Origin of the sequence: Paenibacillus sp. FSL R10-2748, assembly GCF_038005565.1 — a bacterium.
GTDB classification, from domain to species: Bacteria; Bacillota; Bacilli; order Paenibacillales; family Paenibacillaceae; genus Paenibacillus; species Paenibacillus polymyxa_B.
Window position 1 is genome coordinate 68,611 of the sequence record NZ_JBBOTK010000005.1, and the last position, 17,130, is coordinate 85,740.

The window sequence follows — 17,130 nt, forward strand, 5'->3', positions numbered from 1 at the left end:
TATGATATCGACTCATTAAATTCAGTTACTATTTAGTGATAATGTTTCACCTTAAGGTCGTCTAGACTTTTAAACTCATACCCTTGCTTGCGAGCCTCGTCGATGATAGAAGCAAGCGCCTCGGCATTGTCCTTGGATACGGAATGAAGCAGAATAACCGCACCAGGATGGAGCTGACGCATGACTTGACGATAGGCATAGTCCGTTCCTTGCTGAATATTTGTGTCCCAGTCCTTGTAAGCTACAGACCAGAATACGCTCGTATATCCGGCTTCTCGACAGGAAGCCAATGCTTTTTCACTAAAAATGCCGCGAGGCGGCCGGACATATTTCATTTCTTTTTGCCCGGTTAGCTCTGCCGATGCATTTCGTACCCGATCCAGCTCAGACCGGATCTCTGCCGAAGAAATGGTGCTCATATCAGGATGGCTCCATGAATGGTTTCCGATAATATGACCCTCACTTGCCATGCGTCGCATCAAAGCAGGCTGGTCTTTTACAAAATGCCCTGTCACAAAGAAGGCGGCTGGGACCTTTTTGGCCTTCAATACATCCAGCACTTTCGGAGTATACCCATTCTCATAGCCGTTGTCGAAAGTGAGAAATAATTCTTTTTTAGTCGTATCCCCCAGAAAGATGCCACCTTGTCTTTCGATCAGGTGCATAAAGCCTTCTTGTGCGATAGAAGGTAGCTCCCCTCCCTTACTTTTTTTAAATCCAAAATGATAAGGCTGTCCGTCGACAGTCTGATTGGCCCATGCGGGTTCCGCCGTAACTGTCAACATCCCTATAACTGCAACGCATAGCCACAAGGTAAATATTCGCTTCATCTATGTTCCTCCGCTTCCGTCCCGTACGGGTAAGGTGTGTATGCTTCGGCATATTCCATACCATCTGCAATACCATGCTGATTTATGCAAGGACATGGACTAACCAGACTCAAAACACATATTGACATGAATATTAAATCGAAGTAGTATACTTTATAAAACTTACTAGAATACTCGGATTTAATTCGATCGTTCATGCCAAAGAAAAGAAATCAGCTCAGAACATCTTACATACTTGTGAGAACGGAAGGAGTTAGGACTCATGATTGAACTTAGGAATGTATCCAAAACCTACGTGAGAAAAGGCCTAAGTATTGAAGCGTTAAAAAATATAAATATCAAAGTGGATAAAGGAGATATCTTCGGGTTTATCGGATTCAGTGGCGCAGGGAAAAGTACGCTGATCCGTTTGGTCAATCGTCTGGAGAAGGTAACCAGCGGAGAGGTTCTTGTTGAGGGGGAACAGTTAAATACCTACTCGACCTCTGGGCTTCGGAAGGTAAGGAAGAAGATCGGAATGATTTTTCAGCATTTTAATCTGCTGGAATCGAAAACAGTGTTCGACAACATTGCAATTCCGTTGGTGCTGCTTAAGCGCAACAAACGGGAAATAGAGGGGCGTGTAAAAGAGCTCTTGGCGTTCATAGGATTGTCCGACAAGGCGAATAGCTATCCCAACGAGCTTTCCGGCGGACAAAAGCAGCGTGTAGGGATTGCACGGGCGCTTGCGAGCAACCCGTCCATTTTGCTCTGTGATGAGGCAACCTCGGCACTTGATCCGCAGACCACACAGTCTATTCTCGACTTGCTTCGCAAAATCAATAAGGAATACAAGATCACCATTTTGATCATTACCCATGAGATGTCGGTGATTCAGCGAATTTGCAATAAGGTAGCCGTAATGGAAAAGGGGGAAATCATAGAGCAGGGCAATGTCCTGGAGGTATTCGGGCAGCCGCAGCACCCAACGACACAGAGCTTTGTACGCACGGTCATTCACGATACGGTACCCGAGAGTGTGCTGCAAACGTTCGAACAGCAAGAATCGCAGCGAATATACAAGCTGGAATTTATAGGGCAGGTTGCTTCTGATCCGGTGGTTCATGAATTGATTCGGCAGCATGATATCCACGTGAACATTTTGTTTGCCAACATGACGGAGATTCAAGAAACGACAATTGGCTATATGACGATCCAACTGCGCGGCGGACAGCATGCCGTTCAGCAGGCTGTTGATTTTCTCAAGAGCAAAGGAGTCCATATTCAGGAGGTAGAGAGTCTATGATGATTACAGGAACTACGATCACCTGGGATCAACTGTGGGAAGCTTTGTATGAATCCGTGCTCATGGTCAGCATATCATTATTCATTGGTGCCCTGATCGGTATCCCTATCGGTATTTTACTCGTCATCACTCGTCCGGGTGGAATTCTGGAGAACAAATGGCTGCATAATATTTTGAATCCGATTATTAATATTGTTCGTTCCTTACCGTTTATTATCTTGCTGATTGCGATCATTCCGTTAACCCGTCTGATTGTGAATACATCCATTGGGACCAGTGCGGCAATTGTCCCCTTGATTGTATATATTGCGCCATATATCGGCAGGCTGGTCGAAAACTCGCTGTTGGAGGTGAATCCGGGGATACTGGAGGCAGCAGATGCGATGGGGGCGACTCCATTCCAGGTCATTCGATACTTTTTGCTTCCTGAGGCATTCAGTTCTCTGATTTTGTCGTTAACGACAGCATCTATTGGTCTGATTGGTGCTACTGCTATGGCTGGTGCGGTCGGTGGAGGCGGAATTGGCGATCTGGCGATCGCGTATGGCTATCAACGTTTTGATACGCTGGTTATGCTGATTACCGTCATCATTCTAGTCTTGTTTGTTCAAGGTGTTCAGTCCTTGGGAAACCTGCTCTCCCGCAAAGCACGTAGGGGTTAAATTAGATGTTTTTCTTTTTTACCTATTGTCTGTTCATAGCTTGTAATTTTATAATCCATGCGTTCCAATACGTTGTTCATATCTTCCATTTTTGCAATGAGCTGCTTACGCTGCTCCATTAGGAGTTCTTTTCTAGCATTTATCGTTTCATCACCCTGCTGGAACAACCTAACGTACTCAATCAAAATTTCAATGGGAAGCCCTACGCCTCGCATGCATTTGATATATTCAACCCATCTGCAGTCTTCTTCCGTGTAATCCCTGATTCCACTTTTATTACGGTTCACACGCGGAATAAGTCCGATGCGTTCATAATAGCGGAGTGTATCCTGAGATAGTTCGAATTTTTTGCTTACTTCTGCGATCAACATGTTGACTTCACCTCCTGATTTCTGATCAAGAAACGCCCTATGTAAATGGATAGGGCGTTCTTGTCGTTTCTTATTTCGAAACTGTCATTTCATCCATATTTACTGAGCGCCAACTACCGGATGAGGAACATATGGCTCTTCCAGCAATGCAATTTCTTCAGGTGTTAACGTAATCGAAAGAGCAGCTACTGCATCTTCGAGATGAGACGTTTTCGTAGCACCGATAATGGGAGCTGTTACCGGTTCTTTCTGTAGCAACCAGGCAAGTGCGATTTGAACGCGAGGAACTCCACGTTTTTCTGCGATGGCCGCAACCTGCTCCACGATCAATCGATCGGTATCGGCAGTCGCATCGTATTTAGATTTCGCAACCTGATCGGTTTCGGAACGATGTGTTGTTTCCTGCACATCACGCGTCAATCTTCCACCTGCAAGCGGGCTGTATGGAATCACACCGATTTTTTCTTCTTTACAAAGCGGCAGCATCTCTCTTTCCTCTTCACGATATAAGAGATTTAAATGATTCTGCATTGATACAAATCGGGTCCATCCATTCTTTTCAGCAACATGTAACGCCTTCAGAAACTGCCATGCGTACATGGCAGAAGCACCAATATATCTTGCCTTCCCAGCCTTCACAACATCATGTAATGCTTCCATCGTCTCTTCAATAGGGGTATTGTAATCCCAGCGATGGATTTGGTACAGATCCACATAATCTGTCCCCAGTCGCTTAAGGCTCTTATCTATTTCACTCATGATAGCCTTTCGGGAAAGTCCCGCACCATTCGGGCCTTGATGCATACGGAAATGAACCTTTGTCGCGAGGACAATTTCATCTCGATTCGCATAATCCTTTAAAGCCCGTCCAACAATTTCTTCGCTAGTTCCATCTGAATATACATTCGCGGTATCAAAAAAATTAATACCTAGCTCCAGGGCATTTTTTATAATTGGACGACTGCGCTCTTCATCTAGTATCCATGGGTGAATCCACCGTTCTGCAACCCCAAAGCCCATACACCCAAGACAAAGCCGGGATACATCCAAACCGGTATTTCCAAGTTTCACATAGTCCATTTAATTATACCTCGCTTTCCTAGATATTGTTTTCTTCAAATGTAGTCTACTCCAGCTACTTACACCGGATATTATTACATTTGGAGTTCACTCCAAGTCAAGCGATTTTGTTGCGTGATGCCATCATATAGGTCTTATTGTTCAGAATTGGTTCAGTGGGACTTCGTATAATTCTCTTAGCATAGTTCCTTGGTTGCATAATCCGTAGAACTAAACATGACTAAAGACTTTGATAAAGCAGGATATATGCCAATAAATAGCGTCTAGGAGTGGAAATGTTGAAACTTGTAAAACGAAATAAATGGATTGCATCTGCGATGGTATTAGGTATTGCTTCAGGCTCAATCGTATCTCTGCCTTGGATGGGCGGCGCCCAGACTGCTTATGCAGCAACAGCAGATACGCAAAGCGAAACTGGATTTGTAGCACAAGCTCGCACCTTGGGTTTGATGACAGGCGGTAAGCAGGGCGATTTTATGGCGCAAAAGAATTTGACCCGCGCAGAGGCGGCTAAAATTTTGTGCAGTCTGTTCCAGTTGGAAGTTAACAATCAGCCGCAAACTTCTTTTATGGATGTATCGTCCGATGCATGGGGCGCTCCCTATATTGAGGCTGTACGTGCAGCCGGGTATATGACAGGCAACGGGGAACTGTTCCGTCCGGGGGATGCCATTACCAAGGAAGAACTGATCGTATCGCTAGTACGTGCAATGGACTTACAGGATGCCAGCACAGCGAATGCACAGCAAAATGCAGTTCAGGTTGCCCGCTCTTACGGTCTGTTATCAGAGGATGCTTCTGCAACGGATTTGAAAAATCCATTGAACCGGGAGAGTGGTGCAGAAGTATTCGTCAGCCTGCTGGATCATCCGGTAGGAGAAGTGAAATCAGAGGGCAATACCGTTCGCATCGGAAATATCCCTTACCAGTTGGAAGGGTCTTTGCAAGGTTTGTTCGGTGAAAATAACAAAGCTGTATTAAAAGGGGCGAAATTCGACCTTAACCGTAACTTGCGTACGCTGACAGGTGTGAATAAGCTGGAAATTAACGCAGACGGTGGCGTTTTTGATGGCAAGGGTGTGTCTTTTGAGGGGCGCCTGATCGTTAATGGCTCGGTAACCTTGAAGAACATGTCCTCCACAGGGGTATTGGAAATCAAAGGTACAGGGAATCAGCCTGTATCGGCCATTTTAGAAAATACGGCATGGTCCGGTGTGGAGCTGGGCTCTAAGGATGCCAAGCTGACAGCAACCGGGACAACGAAGATTGACAACCTGACGCTGAAAGATGATGCATCGATCGTGACCGAAGGAAATGCCGCGATTAGCCGCGTTTCTTTGCAACAGGGACTGGGCAAGCTGTTGGTTAGCGGTAGTATTGGTTTGCTGGATGCATCACAATATGTGGGCGTTCCTTTTATTACGCTGGCTAAGGGAGCTACAATCAACCAGCTTAACCTGCCGGAACAAAAACAGCCGCAGGATGTTATCATTAACTATGATGCGATGAAAGAAGCTGTTAGTCTCGTAAATGGTACGAAGAACTCATCCTCTGCTGGATCGGTTGTCACGGACACAGATAGCAAAGATAAGAAAAAACACGATAGTGACATTATCAGCGTAGACCGCAGTCAGCTGGAGACAGAAGTCCATGCAGCCAAAGAACTACTGGAGCGTGCAGGTGAGGGTGGAACGGATCAGGCGCTTTACACGGCCGCAGCGAAGGAAAGCCTGTCCATAGCAATCAATCAAGCTATGCTGGTACTGAACAATACAGCAGCTACACAGGCAGAGGTAGATCAAGCGCTCAGCACATTGAAGCAGGATGTTTCTGTGTACACAGCCTCAGCCACAAAACCAGTGATTGGGACACAGGAATTAACTAGACTGATTCAGGTAGCTTCGACTACCCTTGAACAAAACCGAATGGTTGGCGACGAATTCCCGCCTCTTTGGGATGAATCACTAAGTCAAGCTATTCAATTTGGCAACAATGTGTTGGAAGGGAATGCTCCTCAAAATATTGTGGATCGGGAAGTAGTAAGCTTGCGTCGAGTAATTGAAGTCTACAATGCATCAGTAAAACTCAGAGATACCTATCTGCATTTTCTCGATGTAACGGATCGTGTGGAGAATATGAAAACTGACAAAGCGCGTTACAAGTCCTTAGTGAGGGAAGGATTAAGTGTATATGTGAACCCATTAGCTACAACTGAGCAGTTGGACGAATGGACACGAAAAATAAAAGATACGACAGAAGCATTTCTGGCATTGCAAGCAGCAGACTTTTCAGTGCTTAAAAATACTTTACAAGAAGCGCAGGTTATCTACGATCAGAGTGGCTCTCAAAATGTTGAACTGGGCAACCTCATTCAGGAATATACAGAGAAGATGCACACCGCTATGACGCAGCAGGACGTATTGACCTTGAACATGGAGCTGAGTCAAAGACTTGCGGAATTCACTGCTCCAGTGCCTGCTACAATTCGGGAAAAACTGCAGCAGCTGGTTCAAGACATTCATCTAAAACTGCTGTCTAACCCTGTAGCTCGTAATTACTTGAATACGGAAATGCTGTCTTTAGAGCAACAAACAGCACAAGCCAACTTTGCACTCATTATGCCGTTTACTCCTGAGGAGCAATTGGTGATCTCTTATAATCAATTAAGTCAGGCTAAAGGGACCTATATTGAAAAATATAACGAGAAAAGACTACAATTGAGAGCCGAAATCATTGAAATGCAGGCATCGATCAATGGAATTTTGGTGCAAAATTCAGGCGCATTAAGCGCTGAAGCCCAGCAAGCCTTGTCTTCTGCATCAGAGCATGCCTCCATCTTCTTGGGTTTGTCCAGCTTTGAATTACAAGACGTTGTTCCTGTATACGAGGAGTTGCAACAGGTACAGAGCCAGTATGCCGTACCAATAGCGGTGGATACCACGTTGTTGAATTACAACATAAATTTAGCTAATAATGAAGTTCAGACGTTCGGCCGTCATTATACCGAACAAGATAACGAAGAACTTCAAGGGTCAATTAATCAGGCAAGCCTTGTGCTTAATAATCCGGATAGCACACAGCTGCAGGTAGACCAGGCTAACACGGATTTGATTACAGCGTTTGCGAACTACCAATCCAAATGGATAGTAACTGATCAGGATATCAATGAGCTCAAGACCATTGCGAACAATCTGCTCACAGCAAATGGTACAGATCCTACGACGGTCTACTTTCACAGAGTAGTGGATGCATTCAATCGTCTGGACCAGTATTATCCTATGCCGGAAATTAAGAAAAATTATATGAATCTGGAAGATGCGATTCAGGAGTATAAAGATTTTGTAGCCAGCCAGCAACAAAACAGCGGAACAGGAAGCAGCGACAGCAGTGGTGGAGCAACACCGCCAAGCGATAGCAGCGGAACAGGAAGCAGTGACAGTAGTGGTGGAGCAACACCGCCAAGCGATAGCAGCGGAACAGGAAGCGGCGACAGTAGTGGTGGAGCAACGCCGCCAAGCGATAGTAGCGGAACAGGAAGCAGTGACAGTAGTGGTGGAGCAACACCAACAAGCGATAGCAGCGGAACAGGAAGCGGCGACAGTAGTGGTGGAGCAACGCCACCAAGCGATAACAGCGGAGACGATTCAGGCTCGATTCCTGGCGGTGGTAATGATGAAGGCATGATTCCTTAATAAGGGAAATAAAGGAAGTAAAGGATGTATAGAAGGGGACGATTCCGCACAGATTTTTGTCTGCGGCGGGCGTCCCTTTTTGCATGGGGGGCGCTTCTAATACAGCTGGTTAGAATAACCGATACTAAAAGATAGACGATATTGAAAAGAGCGGGGGATTTATGAAAAAACAGGGTGTTTTATTTTTTATTATACTTCTGCTTGCGGTTGCGTTGCCGGTGTATCCGTTGGTGTCGGGTGTATTATCTGGAAACAGTCATTGGAAAGCTCATAACGGCGTTATAAATTTGCGTAATTGGCATCCCGAAAAGGAAGGCCCTGTACAGCTGGGAGGGGAGTGGGAATTTTACCCCAACCAGCTTGTGCAACCTTCAGCCTTTCATGAATTGCAAGATAAGGATTGGGTAAATCATCAGAGTTCTTCAGAATTGGGGATGGAAACGGGATATTCTACCAAGATTGTGGATGTGCCTGGTAGATGGAATCAGTGGATGCCTGAGGGACAGGCGACCGGATATGGAACCTATCATATTCGTATCCTGTTGCCTGAAAAAGCGGAAAATCTGTACGGCATCTATATGCAAAACATTCGGAGTTCCAGCCGAGTATGGATTGACGGAGCAGAGGTAGGAGCGAGTGGTATTCCCTCTGTTTCTGCCGACAAAGGCAAGCAGGGCAATGCTCCTTATGTTGGATTTGCAGCGGTAGATGGACAATCGGTAGATATTACCGTGCATGTGGCTAATTATAGTTATTCCTCCGGTGGGATCATTTACCCATTGTTATTTGGGGATTACGAGAGTATTACGCATAGCCGGGAAGTTGCAATGGCAGAGGACACCGTACTGATAGCGGGTTTTTTTATGCCTACCGTATTTTTTATCATGCTGTATCTTTTACGTAAAAAGGAGAAGGCATTGCTTTACTTAGGATGCTTTTGCATCGCGGCTTTATTTTACATTCTGACACATGGAGAAAAGCTGCTGGTCTGGGGAATACCGGACTTACCTTATGAATGGATACTGAAAATACAGTCGTTCTCTTCAACGCTGTTCTACTATTTTTTGATCCGGTATGTTCATCTTTCGACGCAGATTGTTATGAATCGGATCGTGCTGCGCCTCTATAATATTACAACCGCACTGATGCTAGGTATGGGGCTAATGTTGCCTACACTGATACTCTCATCCTTTGAAGCGTTTATTCTTCTTTTTGGCGTAGTCAGTGTGGGATATGTATTACTGATCTTGATTCGTGGACTTCTTCAACGGACGGATGACGCTGCACTGCTAGTCATTAGTATTATGAGCATACTTATGATTGTAGTGACTAGTTTTGTGTATATTTTGGGCTGGGGAGATGTGCGCGGGGTGACAGCCTATGAAATGCTCATATTCGTATTGGCTCAAACGCTTCTGCTGGCCAAACGTTTTGTACATTCGTTTATGGAGGTTGAGAACCTGTCACGACGGTTGCTAACACTGGATGGGTTAAAGGACGAATTCCTGGCGAACACGTCACATGAGTTGCGCACTCCTCTACATGGAATTATTAATATCGCTCAATCCATGCTAGACCGTTACGGGGCACAATTCAATGAGCCGCAAAAGCACAACTTGTCCTTGATTGCGAATGTAGGACGAAGACTTTCTTATTTAATTAACGATATTCTGGATTTTTCTAATTTGAAAAATGGAAGATTAGCCTTAAATCGCCGGCCTGTTAATGTACAGGCAGCTGTAAATTCCGTGCTGGAGGTATTGGGTCATACGGTGGGTAAGAAAAAGCTGCAATTCGTCAAAGAATGGCCCAATTCGTTACCCAAGGTGGATGCGGATGAGGATCGGCTGATTCAGATTTTGTACAATTTGTTGGGTAATGCGGTGAAATTTACGGAGGAAGGCGAAATCGTAATCTCTGCCAAAGCGGGGAACCGCGAAATGGAAATCAGTGTGAAGGATACCGGGTCCGGTATTGCCCAGGAGCATCTTTCGCATATATTTGAACCTTTTAACCGAGGGGCGAATGCTGAGGATGAAGGATACAGTGGAACAGGGCTTGGATTAGGCATAGTCCGTCGTCTAGTGGAGCTGCATGGTGGTCATATCCGGGTAGAATCTAGATTGGGCAAGGGTTCGACCTTTTATTTTACACTACCCTTGGCGCAGACCGGAACGTTGGCACATGAAGCTCAAAAAGATGTTTCGTCTGCGGTTATATTGCAGCCTGGCGTGACGTCGGGTCAGAATGTGATTCCGCATGAAGAGGATGCCCAAGAGCAAGTTCAGACTGTTCCCTACAAAGTGCTGGCTGTGGATGATGATGAGGTTAATCTTCGGGTGCTGGAGGAGCTATTATATACCACAGGTTGTAGCGTGGTGGCAGTGGATCATGCCGAGGAGGCACTTCACATGCTGAATGGCCGTACCCGATTTGACCTAGTCATTACGGATTGGATGATGCCGGAAATGTCCGGTATTGAGCTGTGCCGACGGATACGGGAACGGTATTCCCTGTCCGAGCTACCAGTGTTGCTGCTGACGGCACGCGACCTGCCCGGCGATATCCGCGCGGGTTTTATGGCGGGAGCTAATGATTTTCTACGTAAGCCTGTTGATGCTGAGGAATTAAAGGCGCGTGTGCGCACGCTGTTGAACATGCGTCATTCGGCGGAGGAAGCGGTGCGTTCGGAAATGGCCTTTTTACAGGCACAAATCAAGCCACATTTTCTGTACAATGCATTGAATGTTATTGTATCGACCGTAGCCGTAGACCCGGATAAAGCAGCGGAGCTGCTCATGGAGCTGAGTCAGTATTTGCGGGGCAGTTTTGATTTTCAGAACAGGGAGAATACGGTACCGTTATCCAAGGAGCTGGAATTGGTAGAATCGTATGTGGCACTGGAAAAAGCACGATTTGAAGAACGTTTGCAGGTGACCGTAGAGGTAGGAAGGAACATCCGGTCGCTTATCCCGCCATTAAGCATTCAGCCCATCGTGGAAAATGCGATACGACATGGTGTGATGCAACGGGCAACAGGTGGAACCGTGCGAGTGGTTGTGCAGGAGGATGGAACCGATTTTGTAGTCAGCGTGACCGATGACGGCGTAGGGATTCCGTCCGAGCGACTGGAACAGCTGTTGTCGGAGGATCATGTATCTTCCAGCGTGGGACTGCGGAATATCCATCGCCGTCTTATCCATATGTATGGAGAAGGATTGCGGATTGAAAGTAATTCAATGCAAGGGACGACGGTAAGCTTCCGTGTGCCGGAAACGATCTCGCCCCGGAATACCGATGAATAAAAAAAGTACAGTACATTTGTCGGAAAAGCTAATGTCGCGTCCGCGATGATACGATATATAAAATATAAGGAATTAAAAATTGTAAGGATAAAGCAGATAGCATGTAAATAGAGCATCATGATGGATGGTTGCAGCAGGAAGGGAGTACAGACACAAATGAAGGCGATTTTGATTGATGATGAGCGGTCGGCATTAACCTACTTGGAACGGTTGCTGGAGGCGGACGGACGGTTAACGGTAATGGGCAAATATACGTCTGCACAAGCGGGGCTGGATCATCTGGCGGCAGAACGTGCGGATATTGTTTTTATAGATATCGGAATGCCAGAGATGAACGGTCTGGAGGCCGCCGAGTGGATTCAACAGCTGGATTCCCATATTCATATCGTCTTTGTGACCGCGTACTCGGAATATGCTATTGAAGCGTTCGAGCTGCAAGCACTGGATTACTTGTTAAAGCCCGTTCATGCCCGGCGGCTATCCAAAACGTTAGATCGGATTGCAGCCACGCTGGCTGATCCCCGTTCTTCCAGCTTGGGAGTTACAGCAGAGCAATCCCCCAAGGTACGTTGTTTTCAAAAGCTTGAAATTTTGGAGGATGGACAGGAAGCCGTAGGAGCGAAACCCTTCAAATGGCGCACATTAAAGTCACAGGAGCTATTTTCCTTTTTACTACACCATGAAGGGGAATGGGTGAGCAAAGAACAATTGCTGGATGCGCTATGGCCTGAATATCATTTGGACAAGGCTGTTGTTCACCTGCACACGTCCATTTACCAAATCCGCAAGGCATTGAAAGAACGGATGCAAGATACGAAGCTGGAATACAATCTGGATCGCTACCGCTTGAACCGCAATGGCTGGATTACAGATGTGGAGCTATTCGAGCGGGGAATATCCGAATGGGCTGCATCCGGTAGCGGCGGTACGCCGCGTATTGAGAGCCTGTTGGCTCTATACCGTGGCAACTATCTGGAGGAGTACGATTACCCGTGGGCGTATGCAAAAAGGGAGAAGCTGCGCAGTATGTATCTGGCATGTGCTTCTGAGCTGGCGAGAGACGAGCTTCGCTCAGGTCGTACCCGGCAGTCTGTTCAGCGCTTACTCAGCCTCCAGCAACGGGAGCCGTACTCAGACGATATCTGCGGTCTGCTGCTGACCGCCTATGCCCAACTGGGCGATTATACCGCTGCTCAAAAGCATTATGAAAGCTTCGTCAGAATACTGGAAGATGAGTTGGGTATTGAGCCGCAGCAGGTGACGCACCAGTTGTACGTGCAATTGAAAACACAGACGCTACCTGCGTAAACTGCTGTACTGGCTCAGGTAGCGCTAAAAAACCGCTTCAAGGTATCTCCTTGGAGCGGTTTTTTGCATGGATGGAAATTTCGTTTTTTTGTGTGAATCACCGAGCCTCTTTTCTCTATGATCCGCTATTCGCCGCTACCTGTTTTCTACAGTGGCATATTCATATAGCATATCTCTTCACGGTTGAGTCGTAATTGAGAGGTTTAAGGAACTCACGTATATATTTAAGGAGGTATTGCATTGGGGAGAACAAGACGAACTGGATTTAAGAATAAAAGAGTTTCGGTGGTCGTCAGACAATCTTCTTCAGCTCAGACAGGACAAGGCGGTAACCCCATTTCGATCAATGCTTCGGATGTTGGGGTAGTAAGAACAGATGTTAAAAATAAATAAACGGCTTGGATAGAAGTTCTTATTCGACGTAAAGAGACCATCAGGAACAAGTAAACATCTTGTTCCCGGTGGTCTCGCTTTTTTTGCCGTTATTCGGCAGGTACCTTCATCAGCATCCGCCTATATAGGCGGATGCCTTGCTTCCCGTCTTGACATCGTCCTCTTAAGCAGGTTTTACTGACCGAGCAGGTGCTGCCTTCAGTACAGCGTATCCGTAGGGTGGAAGCTTGGCGTGCAACCCCTTCGCTCCTTTGGACCACTGGCTTTCGCCAAAAGCTAATTGCCATTCCTGCTCAGGAATGTCCAGTTCAAAAACGTGCTCCTCATCGGAACGGTTGAGCAGCACGAGCAGCACCTCTTCCTCGCTGCGGCGCTCGTAGGCAAGTGAGGTGCCCTCTGGCTGTGCCTCCAGAAAGGTGATGCTTCCCTGATCACGGAGGACCGGGTGCCCCTTACGAAGCGCAATCAGTTCGCGGTAAAAGTCGAACAGCTCGCGGTCCTGCTTGTCGGTGTCCCACTCCATGCACTTGCGGCAGCCTGGATCGGCATCTCCATCCAGACCGATCTCATCGCCGTAATAGATGCAGGGTGCGCCCATGTACGTGAACTGGAACAGGGCGGCCAGTCGCATCAGCCGCTTGTCATCCCCGCACAGTGTCAGCAGGCGTGGTGTGTCGTGGCTATCCAGCAGATTGAAGGCAACCTCGGATGCTTGCTGCGGATAGCGGGCCAGCTGTCGTCCGATGGCGAAGGCAAAGTTTTGGGCATCGGTCACTTTTTTGACGAAAAAATCATTCACCGCGTAGGTGAACGGATAATTCATCGTTGCATCGAATTGGTCCCCCTGAAGCCATTCAGACGATTCATTCCACATTTCACCCAAAATGTACGCATCTGGATTGGCCTGCTTGACCGTAGTACGGAATTCCCGCCAAAAGGCGTGATCCACCTCGTCTGCCACATCCAACCGCCAACCATCGATGCCGATTTCTTCGATCCAATGTTTTGCTACATCCAGCAGGTACTTTTTCACCTCAGGATGTTCGGTGTTCAGCTTGGGCATCATTGGTTCCAGCCCGAATGTATCGTACGTCGGTGTGCCATCCACCACTTCCAAGGGAAAGCTATGTACATGGAACCAGTCCTTGTAAGGCGAGGCTTCGCCTTTTTCCTGCACGTCAACGAACGGTTTAAACGTACGCCCTGAATGGTTGAATACCGCATCAAGCAGCACACGAATTCCTCGTTCGTGGCAGGCATCGACCAGTTTTTTTAATGTCTTTTTGTCCCCGAAGTGCGGGTCCACCTCCATATAATCCTCGGTATCATATTTATGATTGGTCGTTGCCTTGAACACAGGGGTCATATATATGGCGTTAATCCCTAGCTCGTTCAAGTGATCCAGGTGATCCAGAATCCCCTGTAGATCGCCACCAAAAAAATTGTCTCTTTGTGGCGTTCCGCCCCATGTCTCTGCACCTTCTGGGCTGATGGAGGGGTCACCGTTCGCAAAACGTTCCGGGAAAATCTGATAAAATACAGCATCCTTCACCCATGCAGGTGGCTTCAGAATATCAATCGGGTTCAAAAACGGATATTGGAACAGACTGTCTGCGTTCTGAGGTTCCTGGGTGGTGAAGTCGTCCTCGTTCATCCAAATACGTTCCTCACCATCTTCTAGCAAAAATCCATATTTCAGCCGACGGTGAGTAGGTTTTACGCTGCATTCATAGTAATCAAACCTGCCATCGGTAGCGAATTTGGACATCGGAACAAGCTGTCTAGTGCGGTCCCAATCGTATTTATCTCCGGTGAGAGCATGAACGGTATTCAGGTCATTTTTCTTCGCACGTAGCCGTAGAAATATCGTTTCATCATTATAACCAAAAGCCCAATTGCGTTTCGGGTGATGGTATATCGCTTCCAGCAGCATCGGGTAGGCCTCCTTTTTTCAAGAGCATTCAAATTTGAAAATGTGAAGCGTATGTCGTATAAGGTAGTTATTAACCTTTTTAAGTGGGTCATGTACCATAAATGCTATAATGCCCATTACATAAAAGAAAAACGATAAGTAGGTGCCCATGATGAAAACAAATGTGTTATACATCGAAGATGACCAGGATATTGGTGCTTGGACGCATCAGTATTTGGAAGAGCGGAATTACGCTGTAGTATGGCTTCGCAGCGGGGAGGGGGCTGTGGAAGCAGCCCGTACGTGCCAACTCGTGATTTTGGATGTGATGTTACCCGGTCTGGATGGATTCACCATGGGGAAGCGGCTCAAGAAAGAGTACCCGGAGCTTCCCATTCTCATGTTGTCTGCCCGTACATCCATTGACGATAAGCTGCAAGGACTGGATTTCGCCGACGATTATGTAACCAAGCCCTTTCACCCGGACGAGCTCATAGCACGTATGGAGATTTTGCTGCGCCGATCGGGAACCGTGCCCGAAGAATCCTTACAACTGGGGCATCTCTCTGTCTTCTCTCCTGATAACCGTATTGTGAACCGTGATACCGGGGAGGAAATTACTCTGACAGGTAAGCAATATCACATTTTTGCTTATTTGCTGCGGCATTTGGGCCAGATTATGACGAAAGAGCAAATGTATGAAGCAGTGTGGGGGGACCCATATATTGACGGAGACAAAACTTTAATGGTCCACATCCGACACCTTCGCGAAAAGCTGGAGATTGATCCTGCGACACCCCGCATCATTGAGACGATCCGTGGTGTAGGATATCGGGTGAAAGCATAATGAGCAGGACGCGCAAGGATTGGAGGAGGCTGTACCCCAGCTCTAGGCCAGGTCAGGGAGGTCGGTTTCGCAGTTCACTGTTGTTCCGTTATCTGGTCATTATTGTGGTTGCTATGATGCTGTTGCCCATTGTGTTGCCTGCTACAGCCTTGATATATAGCGTGTTATTGAATTGGGGGGCGGAGCTCAAGCCTAAAAACGCTTACTATCCCTCTACTACCCATACCGAAAATAGCTGGCATCACGAAGCTGTAGCTTTGAAGGGAGCCACACCAGAGCAAATCTCAGCCCATCTGCGCAAAATACAACAAGATATGTTCCCTAAATCACAAATATTTTGGGTGGATACCGCAGGTAGAACAAGGTTGGAGTTACCGACACAACCTAACATGCCAAAACAATGGAACGCTGCGCAGGCTATAGCTTTTATGAAGCAAGCAAGCTATGAGGGGCCGTTTACGGTAGTAGCCTTTATTGGCGGGGGCAAGAATGATGTGAATCAGGGCTATATGGTGTTAAAAGTGCCTCGTTCGTTCTTTGAACAGCCACCTACAGATAGTAGCATGTTGATGTACTATCTCTTTTTTATCGTATTGATTCTGGGCACTTTTATATTCGTATCTCTTCTGTTTTTTGGAGGCATTCGGCGAAGACTGTTGCAGCTTCAGGCCGCCATGTCGCAGCGAGGAGAGGATGGCTTGCCTATTCTTGTTACCACTGGACGCCCGGATGAAATCGGCAAGCTGGAGGAAGCATTTAATCAGATGGTTGAGCAGTTGGCCGAGAGTCGGGGACGTGAGCGTCAGGAGGAAGAGCTGCGGAAGAGACTGGTCGCGGATCTGTCACACGATATTCGAACGCCGCTTACGGTCGTGCGTAGCCATCTGTATACACTAGATGGTGAAAATCTGAGCAGCAGAGGGAAACAGTCGATTACACTGATGGAAAACAAGCTAAAAGACCTTGGGAGTCTGATCGACAATCTGCTCACCTATAATCTGCTAGCTAGTGGAAAATACACTATGAATAACACACCACGTGATATCCTGCGGCTAGTGCGGGAGTGTGTAGCCAGCTGGTATCCGGTGTGGGAAAAGGAGGGCTTTGAAGTGGATATCGACTTGCCCGAGCATAGTATGGTGTGGAATGTCGATGAGCAAGGCTTCCGTCGTCTGCTGGACAATCTCTTTCAAAATGTAGTTCGCCATGCTGCCTCAGGCCGATTTATCGGTGTTCAAGTACAGAAAGATAATGGGACAGAGGCATTGGTTATCACAGATAAAGGGCCCGGTATGGAGCAACAGTCCAGTGAAAAAGGGGCAGGGATTGGTTTGGCGATTACAGAACTGCTGGCTCGCGAAATGAATTTGGAGAGGGAGATTTTCAGTTCATCAGCCGGGACAAGAATTCGTTTTTTAAACAAAACTTAAACTCAGAGTTCCCTT

12 protein-coding genes are annotated in these 17,130 nt (G+C 47.0%); 8 read left to right on the forward strand and 4 right to left on the reverse strand.

The features are described from left to right. Positions 1-32 precede the first annotated feature (32 nt). Positions 33-830 (reverse strand): delta-lactam-biosynthetic de-N-acetylase, encoded by a 798-nt coding sequence (gene pdaA, locus NSS66_RS16405; RefSeq protein WP_053324494.1) that lies wholly within the window; start codon positions 828-830, stop codon positions 33-35. Between the two features lie 262 nt (positions 831-1,092). On the opposite strand from pdaA, the gene NSS66_RS16410 reads away from it, so the two are divergent. Both NSS66_RS16410 and NSS66_RS16415 read left to right on the forward strand, forming a co-directional pair. After that, positions 1,093-2,115, forward strand: a complete 1,023-nt coding sequence (locus NSS66_RS16410; protein ID WP_023986715.1) for a methionine ABC transporter ATP-binding protein — start codon at positions 1,093-1,095, stop codon at positions 2,113-2,115. Continuing rightward, complete coding sequence (locus tag NSS66_RS16415) at positions 2,112-2,777, forward strand: methionine ABC transporter permease (protein ID WP_023986716.1); 666 nt, start codon at positions 2,112-2,114, stop codon at positions 2,775-2,777. The genes NSS66_RS16410 and NSS66_RS16415 overlap by 4 nt, the downstream gene beginning before the upstream one ends. On the opposite strand, the gene NSS66_RS16420 is transcribed toward NSS66_RS16415, so the two are convergent. Both NSS66_RS16420 and NSS66_RS16425 read right to left on the reverse strand, forming a co-directional pair. Continuing rightward, entirely contained in the window at positions 2,774-3,148 is a 375-nt protein-coding gene (locus NSS66_RS16420; RefSeq protein WP_279835079.1) for a MerR family transcriptional regulator, read from the reverse strand. The two genes, NSS66_RS16415 and NSS66_RS16420, sit on opposite strands and share 4 nt — an antisense overlap. Before the next feature lie 99 nt (positions 3,149-3,247). After that, entirely contained in the window at positions 3,248-4,228 is a 981-nt protein-coding gene (locus NSS66_RS16425; protein ID WP_028541203.1) for an aldo/keto reductase, read from the reverse strand. Positions 4,229-4,503: 275 nt separating this feature from the next. On the opposite strand from NSS66_RS16425, the gene NSS66_RS16430 reads away from it, so the two are divergent. From NSS66_RS16430 to NSS66_RS16445, 4 genes are all read left to right on the forward strand, one after another. Further along, complete coding sequence (locus NSS66_RS16430) at positions 4,504-7,920, forward strand: S-layer homology domain-containing protein (protein WP_340959395.1); 3,417 nt, start codon at positions 4,504-4,506, stop codon at positions 7,918-7,920. A 161-nt stretch (positions 7,921-8,081) separates the two neighbouring features. After that, positions 8,082-11,225 (forward strand): ATP-binding protein, encoded by a 3,144-nt coding sequence (locus tag NSS66_RS16435; RefSeq protein ID WP_076265152.1) that lies wholly within the window; start codon positions 8,082-8,084, stop codon positions 11,223-11,225. Between the two features lie 156 nt (positions 11,226-11,381). After that, complete coding sequence (locus NSS66_RS16440) at positions 11,382-12,533, forward strand: response regulator (RefSeq protein WP_069080461.1); 1,152 nt, start codon at positions 11,382-11,384, stop codon at positions 12,531-12,533. Positions 12,534-12,773: 240 nt separating this feature from the next. Further along, positions 12,774-12,926, forward strand: coding sequence for a hypothetical protein (locus NSS66_RS16445; RefSeq protein WP_167348614.1), 153 nt, complete (start codon positions 12,774-12,776; stop codon positions 12,924-12,926). Positions 12,927-13,089: 163 nt separating this feature from the next. Here the strand turns inward: NSS66_RS16445 and NSS66_RS16450 are convergent, their stop codons facing one another. Continuing rightward, complete coding sequence (locus NSS66_RS16450; protein ID WP_071559414.1) at positions 13,090-14,859, reverse strand: alpha-glycosidase; 1,770 nt, start codon at positions 14,857-14,859, stop codon at positions 13,090-13,092. Between the two features lie 151 nt (positions 14,860-15,010). On the opposite strand from NSS66_RS16450, the gene NSS66_RS16455 reads away from it, so the two are divergent. Continuing rightward, positions 15,011-15,685, forward strand: a complete 675-nt coding sequence (locus NSS66_RS16455; protein ID WP_023986723.1) for a response regulator transcription factor — start codon at positions 15,011-15,013, stop codon at positions 15,683-15,685. Next, positions 15,685-17,115, forward strand: a complete 1,431-nt coding sequence (locus NSS66_RS16460) for a sensor histidine kinase (protein ID WP_053324498.1) — start codon at positions 15,685-15,687, stop codon at positions 17,113-17,115. Before NSS66_RS16455 ends, NSS66_RS16460 begins: the two co-directional genes overlap by 1 nt. The last annotated feature ends 15 nt before the right edge of the window (positions 17,116-17,130 follow it).

Coding starts and splice junctions, on each gene's coding strand:
- pdaA (WP_053324494.1), bottom strand. CDS start 830: ATGAAGCGAATATTTACCTTGTGGCTATGCGTTGCAGTTATAGGGATG.
- NSS66_RS16410 (WP_023986715.1), top strand. CDS start 1,093: ATGATTGAACTTAGGAATGTATCCAAAACCTACGTGAGAAAAGGCCTA.
- NSS66_RS16415 (WP_023986716.1), top strand. CDS start 2,112: ATGATGATTACAGGAACTACGATCACCTGGGATCAACTGTGGGAAGCT.
- NSS66_RS16420 (WP_279835079.1), bottom strand. CDS start 3,148: ATGTTGATCGCAGAAGTAAGCAAAAAATTCGAACTATCTCAGGATACA.
- NSS66_RS16425 (WP_028541203.1), bottom strand. CDS start 4,228: ATGGACTATGTGAAACTTGGAAATACCGGTTTGGATGTATCCCGGCTT.
- NSS66_RS16430 (WP_340959395.1), top strand. CDS start 4,504: ATGTTGAAACTTGTAAAACGAAATAAATGGATTGCATCTGCGATGGTA.
- NSS66_RS16435 (WP_076265152.1), top strand. CDS start 8,082: ATGAAAAAACAGGGTGTTTTATTTTTTATTATACTTCTGCTTGCGGTT.
- NSS66_RS16440 (WP_069080461.1), top strand. CDS start 11,382: ATGAAGGCGATTTTGATTGATGATGAGCGGTCGGCATTAACCTACTTG.
- NSS66_RS16450 (WP_071559414.1), bottom strand. CDS start 14,859: ATGCTGCTGGAAGCGATATACCATCACCCGAAACGCAATTGGGCTTTT.
- NSS66_RS16455 (WP_023986723.1), top strand. CDS start 15,011: ATGAAAACAAATGTGTTATACATCGAAGATGACCAGGATATTGGTGCT.
- NSS66_RS16460 (WP_053324498.1), top strand. CDS start 15,685: ATGAGCAGGACGCGCAAGGATTGGAGGAGGCTGTACCCCAGCTCTAGG.